This window comes from Variovorax sp. YR266 (assembly GCF_900107295.1).
GTDB lineage: Bacteria > Pseudomonadota > Gammaproteobacteria > Burkholderiales > Burkholderiaceae_C > Variovorax.
Genome location: NZ_FNPM01000004.1, coordinates 35929 through 52847, shown reverse-complemented (window position 1 = coordinate 52847; position 16919 = coordinate 35929). Strand labels below are relative to the sequence as shown.

The 16919-nt window shown below is 69.5% G+C and carries 16 protein-coding genes; 3 read left to right on the top strand and 13 right to left on the bottom strand.

What is annotated here, in order from left to right; genetic code table 11:
• Nucleotides 1-35: 35 nt before the first annotated feature.
• The gene (gene tssA / locus BLW48_RS12235) at nucleotides 36-1076 is read right to left on the bottom strand and encodes a type VI secretion system protein TssA (RefSeq protein WP_093175030.1); all 1041 of its coding nucleotides are present in this window, start codon (nucleotides 1074-1076) and stop codon (nucleotides 36-38) included.
• A gap of 71 nt (nucleotides 1077-1147) precedes the next feature.
• Here tssA and tssJ point away from each other — a divergent pair, with 71 nt between their 5' ends.
• Nucleotides 1148-1660, top strand: a complete 513-nt coding sequence (gene tssJ / locus BLW48_RS12230; RefSeq protein ID WP_093058767.1) for a type VI secretion system lipoprotein TssJ — start codon at nucleotides 1148-1150, stop codon at nucleotides 1658-1660.
• A 26-nt stretch (nucleotides 1661-1686) separates the two neighbouring features.
• Here tssJ and BLW48_RS12225 read toward each other — a convergent pair whose 3' ends face one another.
• Both BLW48_RS12225 and BLW48_RS12220 read right to left on the bottom strand, forming a co-directional pair.
• Nucleotides 1687-2808, bottom strand: a complete 1122-nt coding sequence (locus tag BLW48_RS12225) for a type VI secretion system protein (RefSeq protein ID WP_093175028.1) — start codon at nucleotides 2806-2808, stop codon at nucleotides 1687-1689.
• The gene (locus BLW48_RS12220; protein ID WP_093175026.1) at nucleotides 2805-4139 is read right to left on the bottom strand and encodes a DotU family type IV/VI secretion system protein; all 1335 of its coding nucleotides are present in this window, start codon (nucleotides 4137-4139) and stop codon (nucleotides 2805-2807) included. Before BLW48_RS12220 ends, BLW48_RS12225 begins: the two co-directional genes overlap by 4 nt.
• A 243-nt stretch (nucleotides 4140-4382) precedes the next feature.
• Here BLW48_RS12220 and BLW48_RS12215 point away from each other — a divergent pair, with 243 nt between their 5' ends.
• A complete protein-coding gene (locus BLW48_RS12215) occupies nucleotides 4383-5081 on the top strand; it encodes a response regulator transcription factor (RefSeq protein WP_093175023.1) in 699 nt (232 codons plus the stop codon).
• Here BLW48_RS12215 and BLW48_RS12210 read toward each other — a convergent pair.
• Genes BLW48_RS12210 through BLW48_RS12180 form a run of 7 tightly spaced genes read right to left on the bottom strand, consistent with a single transcriptional unit; the run spans nucleotide 5078 to nucleotide 10850 of the window.
• Entirely contained in the window at nucleotides 5078-6376 is a 1299-nt protein-coding gene (locus tag BLW48_RS12210; RefSeq protein WP_093175021.1) for an MSMEG_0569 family flavin-dependent oxidoreductase, read from the bottom strand. The genes BLW48_RS12215 and BLW48_RS12210 overlap by 4 nt on opposite strands.
• A 32-nt stretch (nucleotides 6377-6408) precedes the next feature.
• A complete protein-coding gene (locus BLW48_RS12205) occupies nucleotides 6409-6693 on the bottom strand; it encodes an MSMEG_0570 family nitrogen starvation response protein (RefSeq protein ID WP_093058771.1) in 285 nt (94 codons plus the stop codon).
• The gene (locus BLW48_RS12200) at nucleotides 6684-7694 is read right to left on the bottom strand and encodes a sll0787 family AIR synthase-like protein (protein WP_093175018.1); all 1011 of its coding nucleotides are present in this window, start codon (nucleotides 7692-7694) and stop codon (nucleotides 6684-6686) included. Before BLW48_RS12200 ends, BLW48_RS12205 begins: the two co-directional genes overlap by 10 nt.
• Nucleotides 7691-8263 (bottom strand): MSMEG_0567/Sll0786 family nitrogen starvation N-acetyltransferase, encoded by a 573-nt coding sequence (locus BLW48_RS12195; RefSeq protein ID WP_093175015.1) that lies wholly within the window; start codon nucleotides 8261-8263, stop codon nucleotides 7691-7693. Before BLW48_RS12195 ends, BLW48_RS12200 begins: the two co-directional genes overlap by 4 nt.
• A 2-nt stretch (nucleotides 8264-8265) precedes the next feature.
• Nucleotides 8266-9336, bottom strand: a complete 1071-nt coding sequence (locus BLW48_RS12190; RefSeq protein WP_093175644.1) for an MSMEG_0568 family radical SAM protein — start codon at nucleotides 9334-9336, stop codon at nucleotides 8266-8268.
• A complete protein-coding gene (locus tag BLW48_RS12185) occupies nucleotides 9299-10354 on the bottom strand; it encodes a Nit6803 family nitrilase (protein ID WP_093175013.1) in 1056 nt (351 codons plus the stop codon). Before BLW48_RS12185 ends, BLW48_RS12190 begins: the two co-directional genes overlap by 38 nt.
• Before the next feature lie 13 nt (nucleotides 10355-10367).
• Nucleotides 10368-10850: an MSMEG_0572/Sll0783 family nitrogen starvation response protein gene (locus BLW48_RS12180; protein ID WP_093058775.1), complete on the bottom strand. Its 483-nt coding sequence runs from the start codon at nucleotides 10848-10850 to the stop codon at nucleotides 10368-10370.
• Between the two features lie 354 nt (nucleotides 10851-11204).
• On the opposite strand from BLW48_RS12180, the gene BLW48_RS12175 reads away from it, so the two are divergent.
• A complete protein-coding gene (locus BLW48_RS12175; RefSeq protein ID WP_093058776.1) occupies nucleotides 11205-12596 on the top strand; it encodes an aminotransferase-like domain-containing protein in 1392 nt (463 codons plus the stop codon).
• 19 nt (nucleotides 12597-12615) lie between these two features.
• Here BLW48_RS12175 and BLW48_RS12170 read toward each other — a convergent pair whose 3' ends face one another.
• From BLW48_RS12170 to BLW48_RS12160, 3 genes are read right to left on the bottom strand one after another with little or no spacing between them, the layout of a single operon-like run.
• The gene (locus BLW48_RS12170; RefSeq protein WP_093175010.1) at nucleotides 12616-15039 is read right to left on the bottom strand and encodes a TonB-dependent siderophore receptor; all 2424 of its coding nucleotides are present in this window, start codon (nucleotides 15037-15039) and stop codon (nucleotides 12616-12618) included.
• Nucleotides 15036-16121 (bottom strand): FecR family protein, encoded by a 1086-nt coding sequence (locus tag BLW48_RS12165; RefSeq protein ID WP_093175008.1) that lies wholly within the window; start codon nucleotides 16119-16121, stop codon nucleotides 15036-15038. The genes BLW48_RS12170 and BLW48_RS12165 overlap by 4 nt, the downstream gene beginning before the upstream one ends.
• Complete coding sequence (locus tag BLW48_RS12160) at nucleotides 16118-16618, bottom strand: sigma-70 family RNA polymerase sigma factor (RefSeq protein WP_093058818.1); 501 nt, start codon at nucleotides 16616-16618, stop codon at nucleotides 16118-16120. Before BLW48_RS12160 ends, BLW48_RS12165 begins: the two co-directional genes overlap by 4 nt.
• Nucleotides 16619-16919: the final 301 nt, after the last annotated feature.

The window sequence follows — 16919 nt, the reverse complement described above, 5'->3', positions numbered from 1 at the left end:
GGTGTGAATGGGGGCGGGTGTGGGGTGGTGCTGGCTTACTCGGACGGGCGGCGGCCCGTGACCGTTTCGATGGTGTCCATCGCGTTCGGCGCGAGGTTGGCCATGATTTCGAGAAAGCTCACGCCTATGAGCTTCTTGGCGCGCTCGATCAGAAGCGGCGCGGGGTTGCCCGGCTCGGCCTGCTCGAGGTAGCGGATCACGCGGTCGAGCATCTGCACCGCGTCCTGCCGGTTCTGGATCTCGCCGCGTGCGCCGGCGGGGCGGGAGGCCGCGCTGCCGTTCGCCTGTGCATCGGCGGCCGTGTCGCCGGAGGCATCCGAAGCGGCATCGGCCGGCGCGCCGCTGGCGGCGGCGCAGGCCTTCTGCAGCACGCGGGCGATGGTGCGAAGCGGTTCGAGGTCGACGGCATCGGCGCGGCCGGTGTGATCGGCGACGAGTTTCTTCAGCTGCTCCACCAGCGCGGGCACGCCGAGGGCGGCCTGGATCGCCTCGGGCCGCTCGGCCTGGATGGCTTCGAGCCCGCCATGCACCTGCGCTGCGGAGTACGTGGCCTCGCCGCCGACGGCGGTGAGCGTGTTGTGGGCAATGGCAATGTCGCGCACGCGGATCGGGCCCACGCCGCGCGCGATGCCGATCTGCGCCTCGTACAGGTCGCGCAGGCCCATGCTCTCGTCGGTCAGCGGCGCGAGCGCGTTCAGGCGCATCGTCGGATCGTTGTCGTCGTCGGCATCCAGCTTTGGATGTATGCCTTCCCAGAAGGTGTCGAGCAATCCGTTGAGCAGGCGCAGCCCGGCGGCGAAGCCTTCCACGCCCTGCATGCGGGTGGATGCGCGCAGCAGCAGCACCGCGGCGCGCACGTCCTTGCTGCGGCGCAGGATGCCGTCGGCCCGTTCGCCCACTTCGCGCCACTCGGGTTCGACCGCGGGAATCACGGTGTCGCCGAACTGCTGCTCGGGCTTGCCCTGCGCGGCCGAGACCAGCGTCATGAAGTCCGCGTCGTACTCGAGATCGTCGCCGCACGGCGAGGCCTCGCCGATGGGCGCGAGCAGTGTGGCTGCGAGTTCGTTGGTCAGCATGTTGCCTGTTGGAGTTCGCTGGTGATAATCAAAGATGCGTCTTGACCGGTCAATGCAACGAAGGGAATAGCATGCGCACGCTGGGTACACACCATTCGTCCTATGAAGGCCTCCTTGGCGCGGCAACGCGGCGCCGCATCGCAGCTCTTGGCCTTGCTGCAGCGGGTCTTTTCATCGCGGGCTGCGCGAGCAAACCGGTGGTCACCACGGTGGCCGTGACCCTCACGGCCGGCGCCGACGCCAACCCCGATGCGCGTGGACGGGCCTCGCCGCTCACCGTGCGCGTGTATGCATTGAAGTCGCCTGGCCCGTTCGAGGGTGCCGACTTCTTCTCGCTGTTCGAGAAAGACCAGGCCACGCTCGGCGCGGAGCTCGTGCAGCGTGAAGAAGTGCTGCTGCGGCCCGGCGAGACGAAGAAGCTCGACTTCAACCTGCCGCCCGATGCGAAGTCCATCGGCGTGATGGCGGCGTTCCGCGATCTCGACCGAGCGCGCTGGCGCGAAGTGCGCCCGGTCACCACGGGCAAGGCGCAGGCACTCGACGTGAACTTCGGCGCACGCGCGATCCGTGTCGACGCGAAGTAGTCGCCGCACCTTGCCCCGGGGGCGGCTCATGACGGCCGCCCTGGCCGCACCAGCGGCTGGTCGGCAGGCAGGAAGTGCTCGAACAGATCGTTCACGAAGGCCCCGCCGGTTGAGTCCGATGCGGCTGCCGTGAGGTAGAGCCCGCGCCAGCGCGGCGCGCGCGAGGTCTTGCCGTGGTTCTCGAACAGCACCTGCGCGAACTGTCGCAGGCCGGGCTGCAGCGCGCGCACGGCCTCCACGAATTCGTGAATGGCGAGCCGGCCCGCGGCGCCGGGCTGCTCGCGCAGCAGCGCCATGCGCAGCGCGTGCAGGTGCTTCGCGATGGGCTCGAACACGGTATCCAGCCGCTCGCCGGCCGGTGTCTCGATGAAGGGCGAGGCGTCGGTCAGGCGATGGCCCAGCACCTGCGCCAGCACTTCGGGCGGCAGCGCGCCGCGCAGGGTCGCATAGCCCGTGAGTTGTTCGAGCCCGGTCACGACGAGGTAGGTGGGCAGTTGCAGGCGCAGGGTGTCGCTGGTTTCGTCGAGCAGGCGGCGCGCCCGGGCGGCCAGCGACTTCAGCTCCGTGGCATCGGCATGCAGCAGCTCGCCCGCCGCCACGCCTACCACCAGGCCGTTGAGAGGCAGCCGGTCGCGCCGCTCGGCCAGCGCGAGCAGCGACTGCAGCCACAGGCCGCGCAGCGGCGGCGTACCGGCCGTGTCGCCGAACGCGCCCGGATGGATCTCTATGGCCACCGTCGCGCCTGTCAGCCACCAGTGCCACCACGTTGCGCCGAAGGGTTCGCCGCCACCTCCGCTCGCAGGTTCGGGCGGGGGCACGCGGTCGGCGTGTGCCGTCGCGAACAGGCCGGCCAGGTTGGCCGCAGCGTCGCCGAAGCACAGGAACCACGGCGCGGGCACCAGGGCCTTCAGCCGTGACGAGCGGCGCAGGGCCTGCTGCGCCTGCGCCATGTCGTCCCTCAGGGCGTCGATGGCAGCCTCGTCGGCGCCGGTGGATGGCGCGCCGAGCGCCGCGATGCGCTTCTGCAGCCCACGCCTGCGCGCACCGCGGCCCGCATCGCGCACCACCGCGTACAGCAGGCCGAAGCCGAGCAGGCACAGCGCCAGCAGCAGCCAGAAGCGATGGGTGGGCGAGAGCAGGGCATTCATCGGGAAACGGTCTCGAGGAAGACGAAGTCGGCGATCAGCCGCTCGCTGCTCTTGCCGGCCGCAAGCGCTTCGCGCAGCCGCAGCAGGTAGGCGGAGGCCAGCTCGTAGGGCGGACGGTCGGAGGTTTCGCTGAATGGCGTCGGTGACGACAGCACGGTGACCAGCACGTTGCCGAAGGGCGGGCTCACCAGCCAGCTCGACGGAATGTCGCGGCCCAGCTCCAGCGTTTCGCCGGCGTGCAGCCGCGTGGGCACCTGCCCGGCATTGAGGTGCATGACCGAGCCGTCGACCGTGTAGTAGTCGACCCAGATGTAGCTGTCGTGGCGCGGCGCGACCACTTGCACGCGCACGTTGTCGCCCTCGCGCAGCTGGCCTTCGCGGGCCGAGAGCGCGGTCACGTCCAGCCCGTAGACCTTCTCGTTGTTGCGCATCTGGTAGGGCTTGAGGATGGCGAACACCTCGCAGTGCGGCCATACGCGCAGGCCGATGTCGAAGCGCGGCGCCTTCACGCCGGGCAGCGCGCTCACTTCATGCTCCACGCGCGGCAGGTCGCCCGGCAGCGAGACGAAGCCGGTCACTTGCGTGCGGCCGTCGCGGTCGACGGTGGCCGTGAGGTCGGCGCAGGCAAAAGTCTGCAGGTGCTGCTCGACGCGTTGGCTCAGGCCGGTGGAGGCCGCGGGCGGACCGGTGGACCACAGCCACAGCAGGTAGAGCAGGGGCAGCGCCAGTGCCAGCGCGGCGCTGCTCAGCAGCAGCGTGCGGTCGCGCCGGCGCGTGTCGTTGGGGCCGCGCGGGTCGGGCACCTCGTAGGGTTGCGGCGTGATGCGGTCCTGCACCAGGCTGCCGGTCGACAGCGGGCGCAGCAGCAGCTGGCTGCCGTGCAGGTCTTTCAGCTTGCCCAGCTCGCCCTGGTCGCCGTCCTCGAAGTAGTACTGGCCCTTAAAGCCGAGCGCCAGCGCATGCCAGTACACCTCGCGCACCGCGTCGTCCCGCGCGCCCAGGGCCGACAGGTGGTGGAAGAACTCGCTGTGCGCGTTGTTGGAGTTGAAGAGCTGCACCTGCAGCGGGGCCGCCGCGCCTGCCGCCAAGGTGGCCTCGGGGTGGCGCGCGAGGATTTCGTCGATCCAGGCCACCATTGCGAAAGCCGCCGATTCGATCTGCCCCGCGGGCGTGCCCGAGGCCTCGGCGGCGGCGCGGGCCGCGTCGAGCCGCTGGCGGGCCTGCTGCTGTGCAGCATCGTGCGCCAGCATGGGCGTGCCGGCCGCGATCGATGCGTCCAGTGCGAGGCCGAACGAGATGAAGCTGGAGAAGCAGTCTAGAAGGCGAGCCATGGGCGGGCCCGCTCAGCCATGCGTTGCGAAGGATGCCCGGCGCCAGAGTCTGCTGCGATGGCACATGCCCATGTCCCCGGTTCCTTCGAGTAGGCGTTCATTCTTCCAAAGGGGGCGCGGCGGGCGCCATATCGCTTGGGGTCTATGCCGTTGGTGGGACGGCCGGCCTTGCTGTGCGGGGCATTCGCCGGTATCTTCAGCGTCTGCAAGTGCACTGCACGCTGGGACACGGGGAAAGACATCATGAAAATCCTGATCGCCGACGACCACCGGCTCGTCATCGAGGCGGTCAAAGCCAAGTTGTCGGAGCTGGAGCCTGGCATCGAATTCGTTCTGACGATGAGCGTCGACGAATTGCTTGCCGGAGCCACCGACGACCTCGACCTGGCCCTGATCGACCTCAACATGCCAGGCGCCGACGGCCAGGCCCACATCGACGAAATCCGCCGCCGCCATCCGGCCGTGCCGGTGATCGTGCTGTCGGGCTACGAAGACCCGGCCATCATGCGCAGCGCGCTCGAGCGCGGCGTGCTGGGCTTCATACCCAAGGCTTACTCACCCGAGGTCATGCTCTCAGCCGTGCGGCTGGTGCTGGCCGGCGGCGTGTATGTGCCGCCGATGATGCTGACGGCGCTGCCGCCGGGCATCGTGGCCGGCGTGGCGCCGCAGGCGGCTGCCGAGGCGCTGACGCGCGGCGCAGGCGGCGGCAATGGCGGCACCCAGACGCTGGAGCACCTGCGCAACGTGCTCACCGAGCGCCAGGTCGAGGTGCTGCAGCTGCTGTCGCAGGGCAAGCCCAACAAGCTGATCGGGCGCAGCCTGGGCATCAGCGAAGGCACCGTGAAGATCCACCTGGCAGCCATCTTTCGCGCGCTCAATGTGCGCAACCGCACAGAGGCGGTGGTGGCTGCGCAGGCGCTGACCGAGGCGCAGCAGGCCTAGGCTGCGCGCAATTCGGGCGCCGGGGTACCGGTACTGCCGCGCAATCCCTCTTTTCTCTGCGCAATGGCTTCCGACAGGAATTCCGCGTCGCGAGCCACGCCCGAGAAGCGCCCCGAACCCCAGGTGTGGAGCCAGGGCAGCCCGAGAAAGTACAGCCCCGGTTCGTTCGTCACGCCGCGCAGGTGCACCGGTGCGCCGCGCCCGTTGAACACCGGCGCATCGACCCATGCGAAATCCGGCGAGAAGCCGATGCACCAGACCACGCTGGTGATGCCCGCAGCAGCAAGGTCGAGCCGCGTGCGTTCTTCCCGTGGCTCCCACACCGGCGTGTAGACCGAAGGCGGCGGCGCCTCGATGCCCTGCGCGGCGATGTGCTTGTCGATCGATGCGTTGATGCGGTTGTAGGTGCCGTCGGCCTGGTCGAGGTTGTCGCGCAGGTTGGGCTGCAGCTCGAAGGCGCCGTTGTCGAAGCCGCTCAGCAGGCCATACAGCTCCATGCCTTCGAGCGCAAAGCGCCGCAGGTCGATGTCGCGCCCGCCGTCGCGGCCGGTCACGTAGTGGTTGGTGTTGTCGCGCACGCCTTCGCGCAGCGGATGCTCGGTGACCGGCATGTCGTAGTACTTCATGTCGGCAAGCCAGTCGACCACCTCGCGGCCACGGTAGAAGCGCGCGCAGCGCGGCGCGTTGCCGGTGGCCAGGTGCACTTTGCGGCCGGCCAGGTGCAGGTCTTCGGCGATCTGCGCGCCCGACTGGCCGCAGCCCACCACCAGCACCGCGCCCTCGGGCAGCTGCGCCGGGTTGCGGTACTGCGCCGAGTGGAACTGCGCCACGCTTGCAGGCAGCTTTTCGGCCAGGCGCGGCACGATGGGGCGGTGATAGCCGCCGGAGGCCACCACCACCTGGTCGGCGGTGTAGAGGCCGGCGTCGGTCTGTACGCTGAAGCGCTCGCGTTCGCCGTCACGCGATACGCGTTCGACAGTCACGCCTTCGATGGCTGGCGCCTTCACGTGCTCGACGAAGCCCGCGAGCCATTCGTTGATCTGGTCCTTGACCATGAAGCCGTGCGGATCGCTGCCGATGTAGCCCCAGCCCGGCAGCTGGCACTGCCAGTTGGGCGTGACGAGGCAGAACGAATCCCAGCGCTGCGTGCGCCATGTGTGCACGAGGCTGCGCTTCTCGATCACGAGGTGGTCGATGCCGCGCTGCTGCAGGCAATGGCTCAGCGACAGGCCGGCCTGGCCGCCGCCGACGATGACGACGCTGTAGTGGCTGCGTCCGCCGTAAGGGTGTGACATGGGTTTCTTTCTCTCTCTGGATATGGGGACGGTCAGTCGAAGGCGACGACGGTGACCTGGGCCTCTGCGGTTTCGCTGAAGCGCGCGGCGATGTGTTCGATCTCGGCGAGCTGGTCCATGGCCTGCGAGCAGGCGAAGCCGTACTTCGCGCGAACCCGCTCCGAGGCCATGCCCAATGCCTCGCGCGTGCGCCGCATGAAGTCGGCCAGGGCGTAGCGCTCGCCGGGCGCAAGGTAGTCGCGCACCACGCTGGAAGGCGAGTAGCAGCGGGTTTCGCTGGCATCGGGCCAGCGCACGCGGAAGTGCATCACAGGCATGCGGAGGGCTCCAGCAGGGCGGAGTGCGGCTGGATGAAGGCGTCGCTGCCGAAGTCCCACAGCAGCGCTTCTTCGCCTTCGGCGCGCAGCCGTACCTGCCGGGTGGCATCGACCTCGCCGATCACGCCGCAGGCGATGTCGCGCGCGGCAAAGCGCGCCATCACCGAGGCCACCTGCGCGGGTGCCACGCTGAGCACGAAGCCGTAGCTCGGAAACGTCGACAGCCAGCGCAGCAGCGGCACGCTATCGGGCCTTGGCAGCGCGTCGAGATCGATGCGCGCGCCAACGCCAGAGCACTCGAGCAGCATCATGGCCGTGCCCACTGCACCGGCCATGCTGATGTCCTTGGCGGCGCCGCACAGGCCGTCTTCGGCGATGGCCGGCAGCAGCTCCAGGTCTGCACGCAGCCGCGCGGCGGGCGCGCGGGTCGAGGCGTTCCAGTACGGAAAGGGCTCTTCGTAGGCGCCGCGCAGGTCGGCGGTCATCACGAGCAGGTCGCCCGGCTTCGCGTCGAAGCTGGTCAGCAGCCGGCGCGCGTGGCCGAGGATGGCGACTGCCAACTGCGGCCGCTCGCTGCGGTTGTTGCTGTGCCCGCCCACGATGGGCACGCCGTAGCGCACGGCGGCCTCGGCCATGCCGCGCAGCACGTCGTCGGCGGGGCTCATGCCGCTGCTCCAAAGCGCATCGACTACAGCGGTGGGGCGTCCGCCCATGGCGTAGATGTCGCTCACGTTGACCATCACGCCGCAGTAGCCCGCGAACCACGGCATGCGCACGATGAAGTCTTCCACCAGCCCTTCGATGGCGAACAGCAGGTAGCCGCCATGGCCGTCGGGGATGGCCGCGCAGTCGTCGCCGATGGGCACGGCCTGCGCGAGCGCGGCATGGCCGCCGGGCAGCGAGCGGCCCAGCGCCGACACCACGTCGCTGATGTCGCGCTTGTGGGCGAAGCCGCGCGTGGCGCGCAAGGCCTCTGCAATCTCGTGGACCTTCGTCGTCATGCCAGCACCTTGGCGCGCGTGACGAAGCCGCTCACGGGGTCATGGCATGGCGGATAGCGGCCGAGGTCGGCCTGCATGCGCGCATGCGGGCGGCCGTGCATGCTCGTTTCTTCGAGCACCGTCCAGCCGAGCTTGTTGAACAGCGGCACGTTCTGCATCTGCACCTGCGCGAGAAAGGTCTCGCAACCCAGCGCGTTGGCGCGCGACACCGCCAGCCGTATCAATGTCGCACCCAGGTGCCCCTGGCTGCGGAACGCGGGGTGCACGGCCAGCCGCGAGCCCCGCCATTCGCCTTCGGCTTCACCGCGATGGATTCGCACAGTGCCCACCACCTGCTCGGGCATGCCGCCGTTGCACGACATGGCCACCAGCAAGCGCGCATGGTCGTCGATGGCATCGCGGTCGTCGCGCACGAAGATGCCCTGCTCGATGCAGAACACCGCGCGGCGCAGCGCCATGGCCTCGTCGCGCTCCCACCGCTGGGCGGCTTCGCGCACCAGGTATTCGACGGGCGCGTAGTGGTCGCCCATCCGTTCGCGCATCTCGCAGAGGTCGTCGATGCACAGCATGCTCAGCTTTCGTAGACGGAGAGCGACGAGCACGCGCCGCATTTGCCGCAGCCGGCCTTGATGTCGGCCGAGCGCAGGCCCGCCGCCACCACGCGCTCACCCAGCGGCGCGAGCAGCGACTTCATGAACTCGGGCGAGGGTGCGGGATGGTCTTCGAGCGGCGTGCCGCTGATCGGCACGAAGGGCACGACGAAGGGGTACACGCCGCGCGCCAGCAACTGGTCGCAGGTGTCGAGAATGGCCTCGCGCGTGTCGCCCAGCCCGGCCAGGATGTAGGTGCTGACCTGCCCGCGTCCGAACACGCCCACGGCGGCTTCGAAGGCGCTCATGTAGCGTGAGACGGGCACGCTGGCCTTGCCCGGCATGATGCGTTCGCGCACCTCGGGCGTGACCACTTCGAGGTGCATGCCCAGCGTGTCGATGCCAGCGGCCTTCATGCGGTGGAACCACTGGTCGTCGTCAGGCGGCTCGCACTGGCCCTGGATGGGAATGTCGACCGCGGCCTTGATGGCGAAGGCGCTCTCGCACAGCACGGCCGCGCCGCGGTCGGTGGCGTTGGGCGTGCCGGTGGTCATCACCATGTGCTTCACGCCGTCGAGCAGCACGGCGGCGCGCGCCACCTCGGCAAGCTGCTCGGGCGTCTTGCGCGCGATGGTGCGGCCGGCCGCGAGCGACTGGCCGATCGCGCAGAACTTGCAGCTTTTTTTGCGGCTTTCGTAGCGGATGCAGGTCTGCAGCACGGTGGTGGCGAGCACGTCGCTGCCGTGCAGCGTGGCGATGTGCGAGTAGGGCACGCCGTCGAAGGTCTGCATCGCGTAGAAGCGCGGCTGCTTCGGAAAGCTGACGCTCGCAATGGGAATGCTGCCGCGCATCACGCGGCTCATGCCGGTGGCGTCGGGCGCCTCGGCGGTGAAGGGCGAGTGCCAGGCGGTGGAGGTGTGGACCGGCACCATGATCGTGTGGCCGTCGACCGTCACGGCCTTGTGGTCCGAAGGGCCCGCGCCGCCGCGGCGGCTCGAGACGCCGGCCGAAGGGTCAACCAGCCGCAACCCGAAGGACTGGAGCTCGGTCATCAGCTGCCGGCTGTCCTGCGGCTGCATCGTCGTGGGTGTTGTCGTCATGGTCGGGGCTCCGTTGGGCAAAAGGTTGCGTGAGGTGCATGGGCACGGTGGTCTGCGCCGGCCGGTCGTTGATGGCGAGCGACAGCAGTTCGGGCCGCGCGTAGTGGCCGACCGAATCCATCATTCGCTTGCGCTTGGCGATCAGCGCCATGTCGAGGTCGGCAACCACCATGCCTTCGCCCTCGGTGAGCGGCGGTGCGAGGTGCTTGCCCTCGGGCGAGACGATGGCCGTGTGGCAGCCGCCGCGCAGCGCCTTCTGCAGGTTGGCGTCGGGCGTCACGCTGCGGATCTGCTCGTCGGTGAGCCAGCCGGTGGCGTTGACCACGAAGCAGCCTGACTCCAGCGCGTGGTGGCGGATGGTCACTTCCATCTGCTCCGCGAAGATCGGGCCGACCAGCGAACCGGGAAACTGCGCGCAGTGGATCTGCTCGTGCTGCGCCATCAGCGCGTAGCGTGCGAGCGGGTTGTAGTGCTCCCAGCAGGCCAGTGCGCCGACGCGGCCCACGGCCGTGTCGACCACCTTGAGGCCGGCGCCGTCGCCCATGCCCCAGACCATGCGCTCGTGATAAGTGGGCGTGATCTTGCGGCGCTTCAGCACCAGAGTGCCGTCGGCGTCGAACACCAGCTGCGTGTTGTAGAGGCTGCCGTGGTCGCGCTCGTTCACGCCGAGCACCACCACCATGCCGCGCGCACGGGCCCGCTCGGCCACCGCCTGCGTGACGGGGCCGGGCACGACCACCGCGCGCTCCACCAGCTGCAGGTGCGGCGCGCCCTGCAGCACCGGCGGCAGCACGAAGCTGAAGTAGGGGTAGTAGGGCACGAAGGTCTCGGGGAAGACCGCGATCTGCGCGCCCTTCGATGCGGCCTCGTCGATGGCGCTGCACACCCGGTCGAGCGTGCCGTCGGGCCGCTCGAAGTCGGGCGCGATCTGGATCGCCGCTGCGCGCACGATGCGGGAGGTGAAAGCCATCGCTCGTGCCGCCTTACAGCGTCCAGGTGTCGATGACCACGGCGTTCGCCTTCTTGTGCAGCAGCACGAGGTCGAGCACGTCGAGCGGGTTGATCGGCGTGATGCCCTCGATCAGCGCGCCTTCGCCATGGCCGTACAGCGCCTGAAGCGCGAAGCGGCAGGCATACACCTTGCCGCCCTCTTCCATGAACTTGGCGAGCTGCTTGTTGAAGTTCTGGTGGCCCGGAAAGGCTTCGTCGCCCAGCGTGGGAAAGCCGCGCTGCACGCCCAGCGTCACGCCGGGGCCGTACAGCAGGACGGAAGTCTCGAAGCCCTTGCGACGCAGCCGCGTGGCCTGCAGCAGGTTCACGAAGCCGATCGAACCCTCGAAGGCCACGGTGTGGAAGGTGACGAGCGCCTTCTGGCCGGGTTCGGCCTTGACGTCTTCGAACACCTTCTCTTCGTAGTCGACGAGGAACTCGCCTTTTTCGTTGCGGGGGCGGGTGACTTTGGGCATGAGGTACTCCGGTTGGGTGATGGGTACGCAGGTGTTGCGTGCCTTTTCCTTCGCAGGCGATGTGCCAGCGGTTTGCCGGGTTCATGCGATCAATGCGCGATCAACGTGCAGCAGTGCGGGCTGCGTGCACGCAAAAATTTTTCCGGTACCCGAAAACGCCGCCTCGGGGTGGGCCCGCGTGGCCTGTTCTGCACCGCGACGACGCACATGCCATGCGATCAATGCACCCGATCAATGGGGTTGATCGCACCTGATCGAAGCATTCATCCCCTCTGGCGCGGGCGCGGATCCTGCATGTTGATCGGTGGCCAGATGCAATCAATGAATGCAATCAACTTCGCCGGACCATCACCGATGACCACGATCACCGCCCACTGGCGCAAGCAGCTGCGCAACACCGCCCGGCCGGCCTACCTGCTGCTGGCTGACCTGATCGCCGACGACATCAAGACCGGCCGGCTCGGCGTGCGCGACCGCCTGCCCACGCTGCGCGAGCTGGCCGCCGACCTGGAGCTGAACTACACGACGGTGGCGCGCGGTTACGCCGAGGCGCGCAAGCGCGGGCTGATCGACTCGCGCGCCGGCACCGGCACCTTCATCCGCTCTGGCAGCCCGAGCCTGCGGCTGCGCGGCGGCAGCGGCGCCGAGATGACGATGAACATGCCGCCCGAGCCCGACGACGAGCACCTGATGGCGCGGCTGCACGACAGCGCCAGCCGCGCCTTCGCGCAGGTCGACTTCCACGACCTGCTGCGCTACCAGGACTTCGGCGGCACCGCGCATGACCGCGCCGCCGCAATGCACTGGCTGCGGCCCTTCGTGCCCGATGCGAGCGTCGACCGCATCCTGGTGTGTCCCGGCATCCACGGCGTGCTGACCGCGCTGTTCTCGCAGCTCGCGCGGCCGGGCGAGCTGATCTGCGTGGAAACGCTCACCTACCCGGGCGTGAAGGCCATCGCCGCGCAGCTCGGCGTGCAGCTGCACGCGCTGCAGATGGACGACGACGGTCCCATCGCCGATGCCTTCGAGCACGCCTGCAAGACGCTCAAGCCCAAGGCGCTGTACTGCAACCCCACGCTGCTGAACCCCACGGCGGCCACCGTGTCGCGCGCACGGCGCGAGGCGCTGGCCGACGTGGCGCTGCGCTATGCGGTGCCGATCATCGAGGACGACGCCTACGGCATGCTGCCGCGCCAGACGCCCGCGTCACTGGCCACGCTGGCGCCGGGGCTCACGTACTACGTGAGCGGTTTCTCCAAATGCTTCGGCGCGGGGCTGCGCAGCGCGTACGTGTGCTCGCCGACCGTGGTGCAGTCGCAGCGGCTGGCGGGCGCGATGCGCGCCACCACGGTGATGGCGTCGCCGATCACCAATGCGCTGACCACGCTGTGGGTGGAAGACGGCACGGCCGAAGAGATGCTTCAGGCGGTGCGCGCGGAGTCGGTGGCGCGACAGGTGCTGGCCACGCGCTACCTGGGCGACAGCGGCCTGCAGGCGCACCCCGAGGGCTTTCATGCGTGGCTGCCGCTCACGCCGGGCTGGAGCCCGGTGGAGTTCGCGTCGTACCTGCGCACGCAGAACGTGGGCGTGGTGGCGAGCGCGGCCTTTTCCACCGATGGCGATCCGCCCGATGCGGTGCGCATCTGCCTGGGCGGGCCGATGTCGCGCGAGCAGTGCGATCAGGCGCTGCGGTTGATTGCGGACACGCTGGCGCATCCGCTGCATCCGCACGCAACGCTGCGCTGACGAGCCACTGTCGTCATGGCTACCAGCGGTAGGTGAGCTTCGCCTGCACCGTGCGCCCCTGGCCGAAGTACTGGCCGTAGCCCGCGACGTAGCTCTTGTCGAAGAGGTTGGTGGCGTTCAGCGCAAAGCTGTAGGGGCCGCGTTCGTAGCGGATGGCCGCATCGACCAGCGTGTAGGCCGGGTTGTAGCTGCTGTTGTCCACGCTGGCCGGCACCTTGCCGACGCGGCGCACGCCGCCGCCCACGCTCCAGCCCTGCAGCTCGGGGCTGCCGAAGCGGTAGTCGAGCCACAGCGCGGCGGTCTGGCGCGCTGTGTTGAGCGGCTGCTTGCCCACTTCTTCGGGGTTCAGGCTGCGGGTGATCTTTGCGTCGAGCAGGGTGTAGCTGGCCACCAGCTTGAGTTGGCGGGTCAGCGAGGCACGCGCCTCGAACTCCGGGCCGCGCGTGCGCACCTCGCCGATCTGCGAAACCGGGTTGAGCACGTACGGGGTGAACGTGGGCGAGTTGTTCTTTTTCAGGTCGAAGACCGACACGGTGAACAGTGCGTCCACGTTCGGCGGGCGGTACTTCAGGCCCACCTCGAACTGCCGGCCGAGCTCGGGCTTCAGGAGGTCGCCGCCGGCGATGGTGCCCAGCAGCGGGGTGAACGAGGTCGAGTAGCTGAAGTAGGGCGCCAGGCCGTTCGGCGCAAGGTAGAGCAGGCCCGCGTTGTAGGTGGTCTTGGTATTGGTGTCGAGGCCGATGGATGACGCTGCCGCCTGCGGCCCCGGGCTGGCGCTGTTGTGCGCCCGGTCCTGCCGCACGGCCAGCCCGAGGGACCACGGCCCCGCGCGCATCTGGTCCTGCACATGGAGCCCGCGCTGCGTGATGCCGTTGGTCGACTGAACGGAGAACGCGGGCTCGGGCACGGGCGCGCCATAGACCGGTGCGAAGGCATCGATGGAGGAGGCCGGATCGACGCTGGTCTGCGTGGTGCTGCTCTGGCGCTGGTACTCCAGCCCCATCAGCAGCGTGTGCTCCACCGGCCCGGTGCGAAAGCGCCCCTCGAGCTGGGTGTCGAGCGTGGTGGTGCGGCTCTTGTCCTTCATCCGCACCACCGAGCGGTCGAGTGTGCGCAGGTCGCTCTCGAAGCCGGTGCCGTAGATCTGCCGGTAGTCGATGTCGAGCGTCGCGTGGCGCGCGTTCTGCCGCAGCGTCCAGTTGTCGTTCAGCTGGTGCTCCAGCAGGTAGGTGAGCGAGAACGCATCGCGGTTGTAGCGGTCGAAGCCGGGCTCGCCGATGAAGCGCTCGCGCGGAATGCTGCCGTTGGGGTTGGGCGAGATGAGGGCGCCTTCGGGCCAGATGCTCTTGGGCGTCATGCGGTCGCGCGTGGCCTCGGCCATCAGCGTGACCTTGGTGCGCGGCGATGGCGCCCACGTCAGCGACGGGGCAATGAAGTTGCGGTCGTCGCGCGAGAAGTCGGTCTGGCCGTTGCTGTTGCGCAGCACGCCGTTGAGCCTGAAGAGCAGGCTGCCGTCGGCGTTCATCGCGCCGCCGAGGTCGAAGCTTCCCTGGTAGCGGTTGCGGTTGCCCACCGAAAGGCTCACCTCGCGCACCGCCTCCGCCGAAGGGCGCTTCGACACCATGTTGATGGCCCCGCCCGGCGCCGACGGGTCGTAGACCGCGCCCGGTCCTTTCAGCAGCTCGACGCGCTCCAGCACCTGCGGCTCGACCAGCCACCGCGTGACGAGGCTGGTGGTGGGGAGCTTGAAGCCGTCGAGATATTCGGCGGGCGTGAAGCCGCGCACCGTGAGCGACGCGAAGCGCGGGTCGTAGCCGCTGACCTCGGTGAGCACGCCGGCGGAATAGCGCAGCGACTGCTCGACGGTGTGCACGGCCTGGTCGTCCATCTGCGCGCGCGTGACGACGGTGACGGCGCGCGGCGTTTCGAGCAGCGACGTGTCGGTGCGTGTGGCGGCGGCGCTGCGCTGCGCCACGTAGCCCTGCACCTGGCCGTCAGCGCGCTCGCCCTGTGCGGTGACGGTGAGCGTGGGCAGGGTGCTGCCGGTGCCCGGGGCTGCCGCCGTGGCCACGGCCGGGCGCACCGCATAGGCGCCGCTGCTGCCGGGCACGGCCTCCAGCTGGTGGGGCGACAGCAGCTCGGCCAGGCCTTCGGGCACCGTGCGGCTGCCCTGCAGCGCGGCCGCGTTCTTGCCGCGCACCAGCGCCGGATCGAAAGACAGCGTGATGCCGGCCTGGCGCGCGAAGGTGCTGAGCGCGTCTTCGAGCGCGCCGGCCGGAACATCGAAACCGGCGCGTGCGGAGGCCTCCGCCTGTGCACGTGCGGATCCTGCGGGCGCAGCCCATCCCGCCGCGACGCCCAGCAGCAGCGCGGGAAGCAGGGTGGGCCTTGCCGGCCGGAACCGCCAGAACCCGGGAGGGCGGTCCGGATTAAGCCGTCTCAACGTCGCGCAACAGTCAATGTGCCTCCTGTGCCATGTTCGAGCCGTACAGGCAGTGTGCGAACCAGCGCTTCGAGCGCGCGGCCGACCGGGTCGGGGCCATTGAGCTGGAACACGCCCGACACGCGCAGCGAGGCCACGTCCGCATCGCACAGCAGCGGAGTGCCGTGGTAGCGCGCCAGTTCGGCGACAAAGGCGTCCAGGCGCATCTGCCGGGCCACCAGCGCGCCGTCGGTCCAGGCGTCGGGCTCGAAGCTGCGGTCGACGATGCGCTGGGGCTGTGCAGCGCCGCCGCGCACGATGTAGCCGTCGCCGGCCTGCGCGACCACCGGCGGCGCACCTTCGGTATGGATGGCCACGCGGCCTTCGGTGAGCGACAGCCGCGTCTGGTCGTCCTGTTCGCGCACGCCGAAGCGCGTGCCGAGTGCCTCGAAGCGTGCATGCGGCGTCTCGACCCAGAAGGCGCGGTGGCCCAGCAGCGCGCCGCTGTCGGCGCCGGTGCGCACGAAGAGCTCGCCGCGATTCAGCACGATGCGCCGCTGGCGCGGCGAGAAGATCACCTGCACCTCGGAGCCGGTGTTGATGTTCAGCTCGGTGCCGTCGGCCAGCGTCACGCGCTGGCGCTCGCCCACGGCGGTGGCGTAGTTCGTGCGTTGCTCCCAGGGCGTTTCGCGCCAGACGAACAGGCCGACAACGCCGCCCGTGACAGCCAGGCCCAGCACGCCGAGTGCGCGGCGCCGGCTTTGCTGCTGCCGCTGCTGTTGCGCGCGCATCAGGGCCGCGGCCTGCAACGCGCCGTGGGCCAGCGCGCCGCCTGCGTCGCCCATGTCGCTGCTCATACCGCCGCTCATACTGCCGCCGATTCGCGGCACCTGGCGGAAGGCGTCTTCCACGGCCTGCACCTGCTGCCAGGCCTGTTCGTGCGCGGGGTGCGCGGCGCGCCATGCGTCGCAGGCGCTGTGCATTGTTTCGTCCGCGCTGCCGGAGCCCAGCCGCACGACCCAGGCGATGGCCTGTTCGAGCAGGTCGGAGGCGTTGCCGCCGTCGCCGGACGAAGGAGAAGAAGAGGGGAATGCAGGTTTCATCGCAGCGCCAGGCAGTGGCGGATGGCAGTTGCCATGTATTTCTCGACCGAGCTCAGGCTCACGTTCAGGCGCTGCGCGATCTCGGCATAGCCCAGGCCGTCGAGCCGCGAGAGCAGGAAGGCGCTGCGCGCCTTGGGCGGGAGACCGTCGAGCATGGTGTCGATGCGCACCAGTGCCTCGACCAGCAGCAGTTGCGTCTCGGGCGAGGGCGCTTGAGGCTCCGGCAGGGCCGCGATGGCTTCCATGCAGGCGCGCTCCAGCGTGCGGCGGCGCACGTGGTCGACCACGAGGCCGTGCGCGATGGTGGTGAGCCAGGCACGCGGCTCGCGCACCTCTTCGACATCGCCCGGACGGCCCAGCACGCGCACGAATGTGTCCTGCGCGAGGTCGGCGGCGTCGCCCGCGTGGCCGAGCTTGCGGCGCAGCCATCCGAGCAGCCAGCCGTGGTGGTCGCCGTAGAGGGTTTCCACACTGCGCGTGGGAGGACGGTCCGGCATGGAAGGGAAAGAGAAGTCGTTCGGGAACGCAGCGAGCGTTGCAGGCATGAATCTATCTCACTGGGTTGGCATTTGTGAAAGCTTTACTGCCGCGGCTGCATCCCGCCGGGGGATGGCCCCGGGTCTGCATGATCGGCGCGAGCGTGGACAGGCTGGCGGCGCTGGTGCTGCCAGCCTCGCAGCGCCCGAGGCCGATCGACAGCGCAAGGCCGCCCGCCGCCGCGCCGAGGCAGCCCGCGCTGGCCAGCCAGGAGCGCAGGGAGCCTGAGGCGCCGACGGTGGCTCGCGCCCGTGTTCGTGC

Excerpts from the sequence above, each read along its gene's own strand:
- tssA (WP_093175030.1), bottom strand. The coding sequence starts at position 1,076 with ATGCTGACCAACGAACTCGCAGCCACACTGCTCGCGCCCATCGGCGAG.
- tssJ (WP_093058767.1), top strand. The coding sequence starts at position 1,148 with ATGCGCACGCTGGGTACACACCATTCGTCCTATGAAGGCCTCCTTGGC.
- BLW48_RS12225 (WP_093175028.1), bottom strand. The coding sequence starts at position 2,808 with ATGAATGCCCTGCTCTCGCCCACCCATCGCTTCTGGCTGCTGCTGGCG.
- BLW48_RS12220 (WP_093175026.1), bottom strand. The coding sequence starts at position 4,139 with ATGGCTCGCCTTCTAGACTGCTTCTCCAGCTTCATCTCGTTCGGCCTC.
- BLW48_RS12215 (WP_093175023.1), top strand. The coding sequence starts at position 4,383 with ATGAAAATCCTGATCGCCGACGACCACCGGCTCGTCATCGAGGCGGTC.
- BLW48_RS12210 (WP_093175021.1), bottom strand. The coding sequence starts at position 6,376 with ATGTCACACCCTTACGGCGGACGCAGCCACTACAGCGTCGTCATCGTC.
- BLW48_RS12205 (WP_093058771.1), bottom strand. The coding sequence starts at position 6,693 with ATGCCTGTGATGCACTTCCGCGTGCGCTGGCCCGATGCCAGCGAAACC.
- BLW48_RS12200 (WP_093175018.1), bottom strand. The coding sequence starts at position 7,694 with ATGACGACGAAGGTCCACGAGATTGCAGAGGCCTTGCGCGCCACGCGC.
- BLW48_RS12195 (WP_093175015.1), bottom strand. The coding sequence starts at position 8,263 with ATGCTGTGCATCGACGACCTCTGCGAGATGCGCGAACGGATGGGCGAC.
- BLW48_RS12190 (WP_093175644.1), bottom strand. The coding sequence starts at position 9,336 with ATGACCGAGCTCCAGTCCTTCGGGTTGCGGCTGGTTGACCCTTCGGCC.
- BLW48_RS12185 (WP_093175013.1), bottom strand. The coding sequence starts at position 10,354 with ATGGCTTTCACCTCCCGCATCGTGCGCGCAGCGGCGATCCAGATCGCG.
- BLW48_RS12180 (WP_093058775.1), bottom strand. The coding sequence starts at position 10,850 with ATGCCCAAAGTCACCCGCCCCCGCAACGAAAAAGGCGAGTTCCTCGTC.
- BLW48_RS12175 (WP_093058776.1), top strand. The coding sequence starts at position 11,205 with ATGACCACGATCACCGCCCACTGGCGCAAGCAGCTGCGCAACACCGCC.
- BLW48_RS12165 (WP_093175008.1), bottom strand. The coding sequence starts at position 16,121 with ATGAAACCTGCATTCCCCTCTTCTTCTCCTTCGTCCGGCGACGGCGGC.
- BLW48_RS12160 (WP_093058818.1), bottom strand. The coding sequence starts at position 16,618 with ATGCCGGACCGTCCTCCCACGCGCAGTGTGGAAACCCTCTACGGCGAC.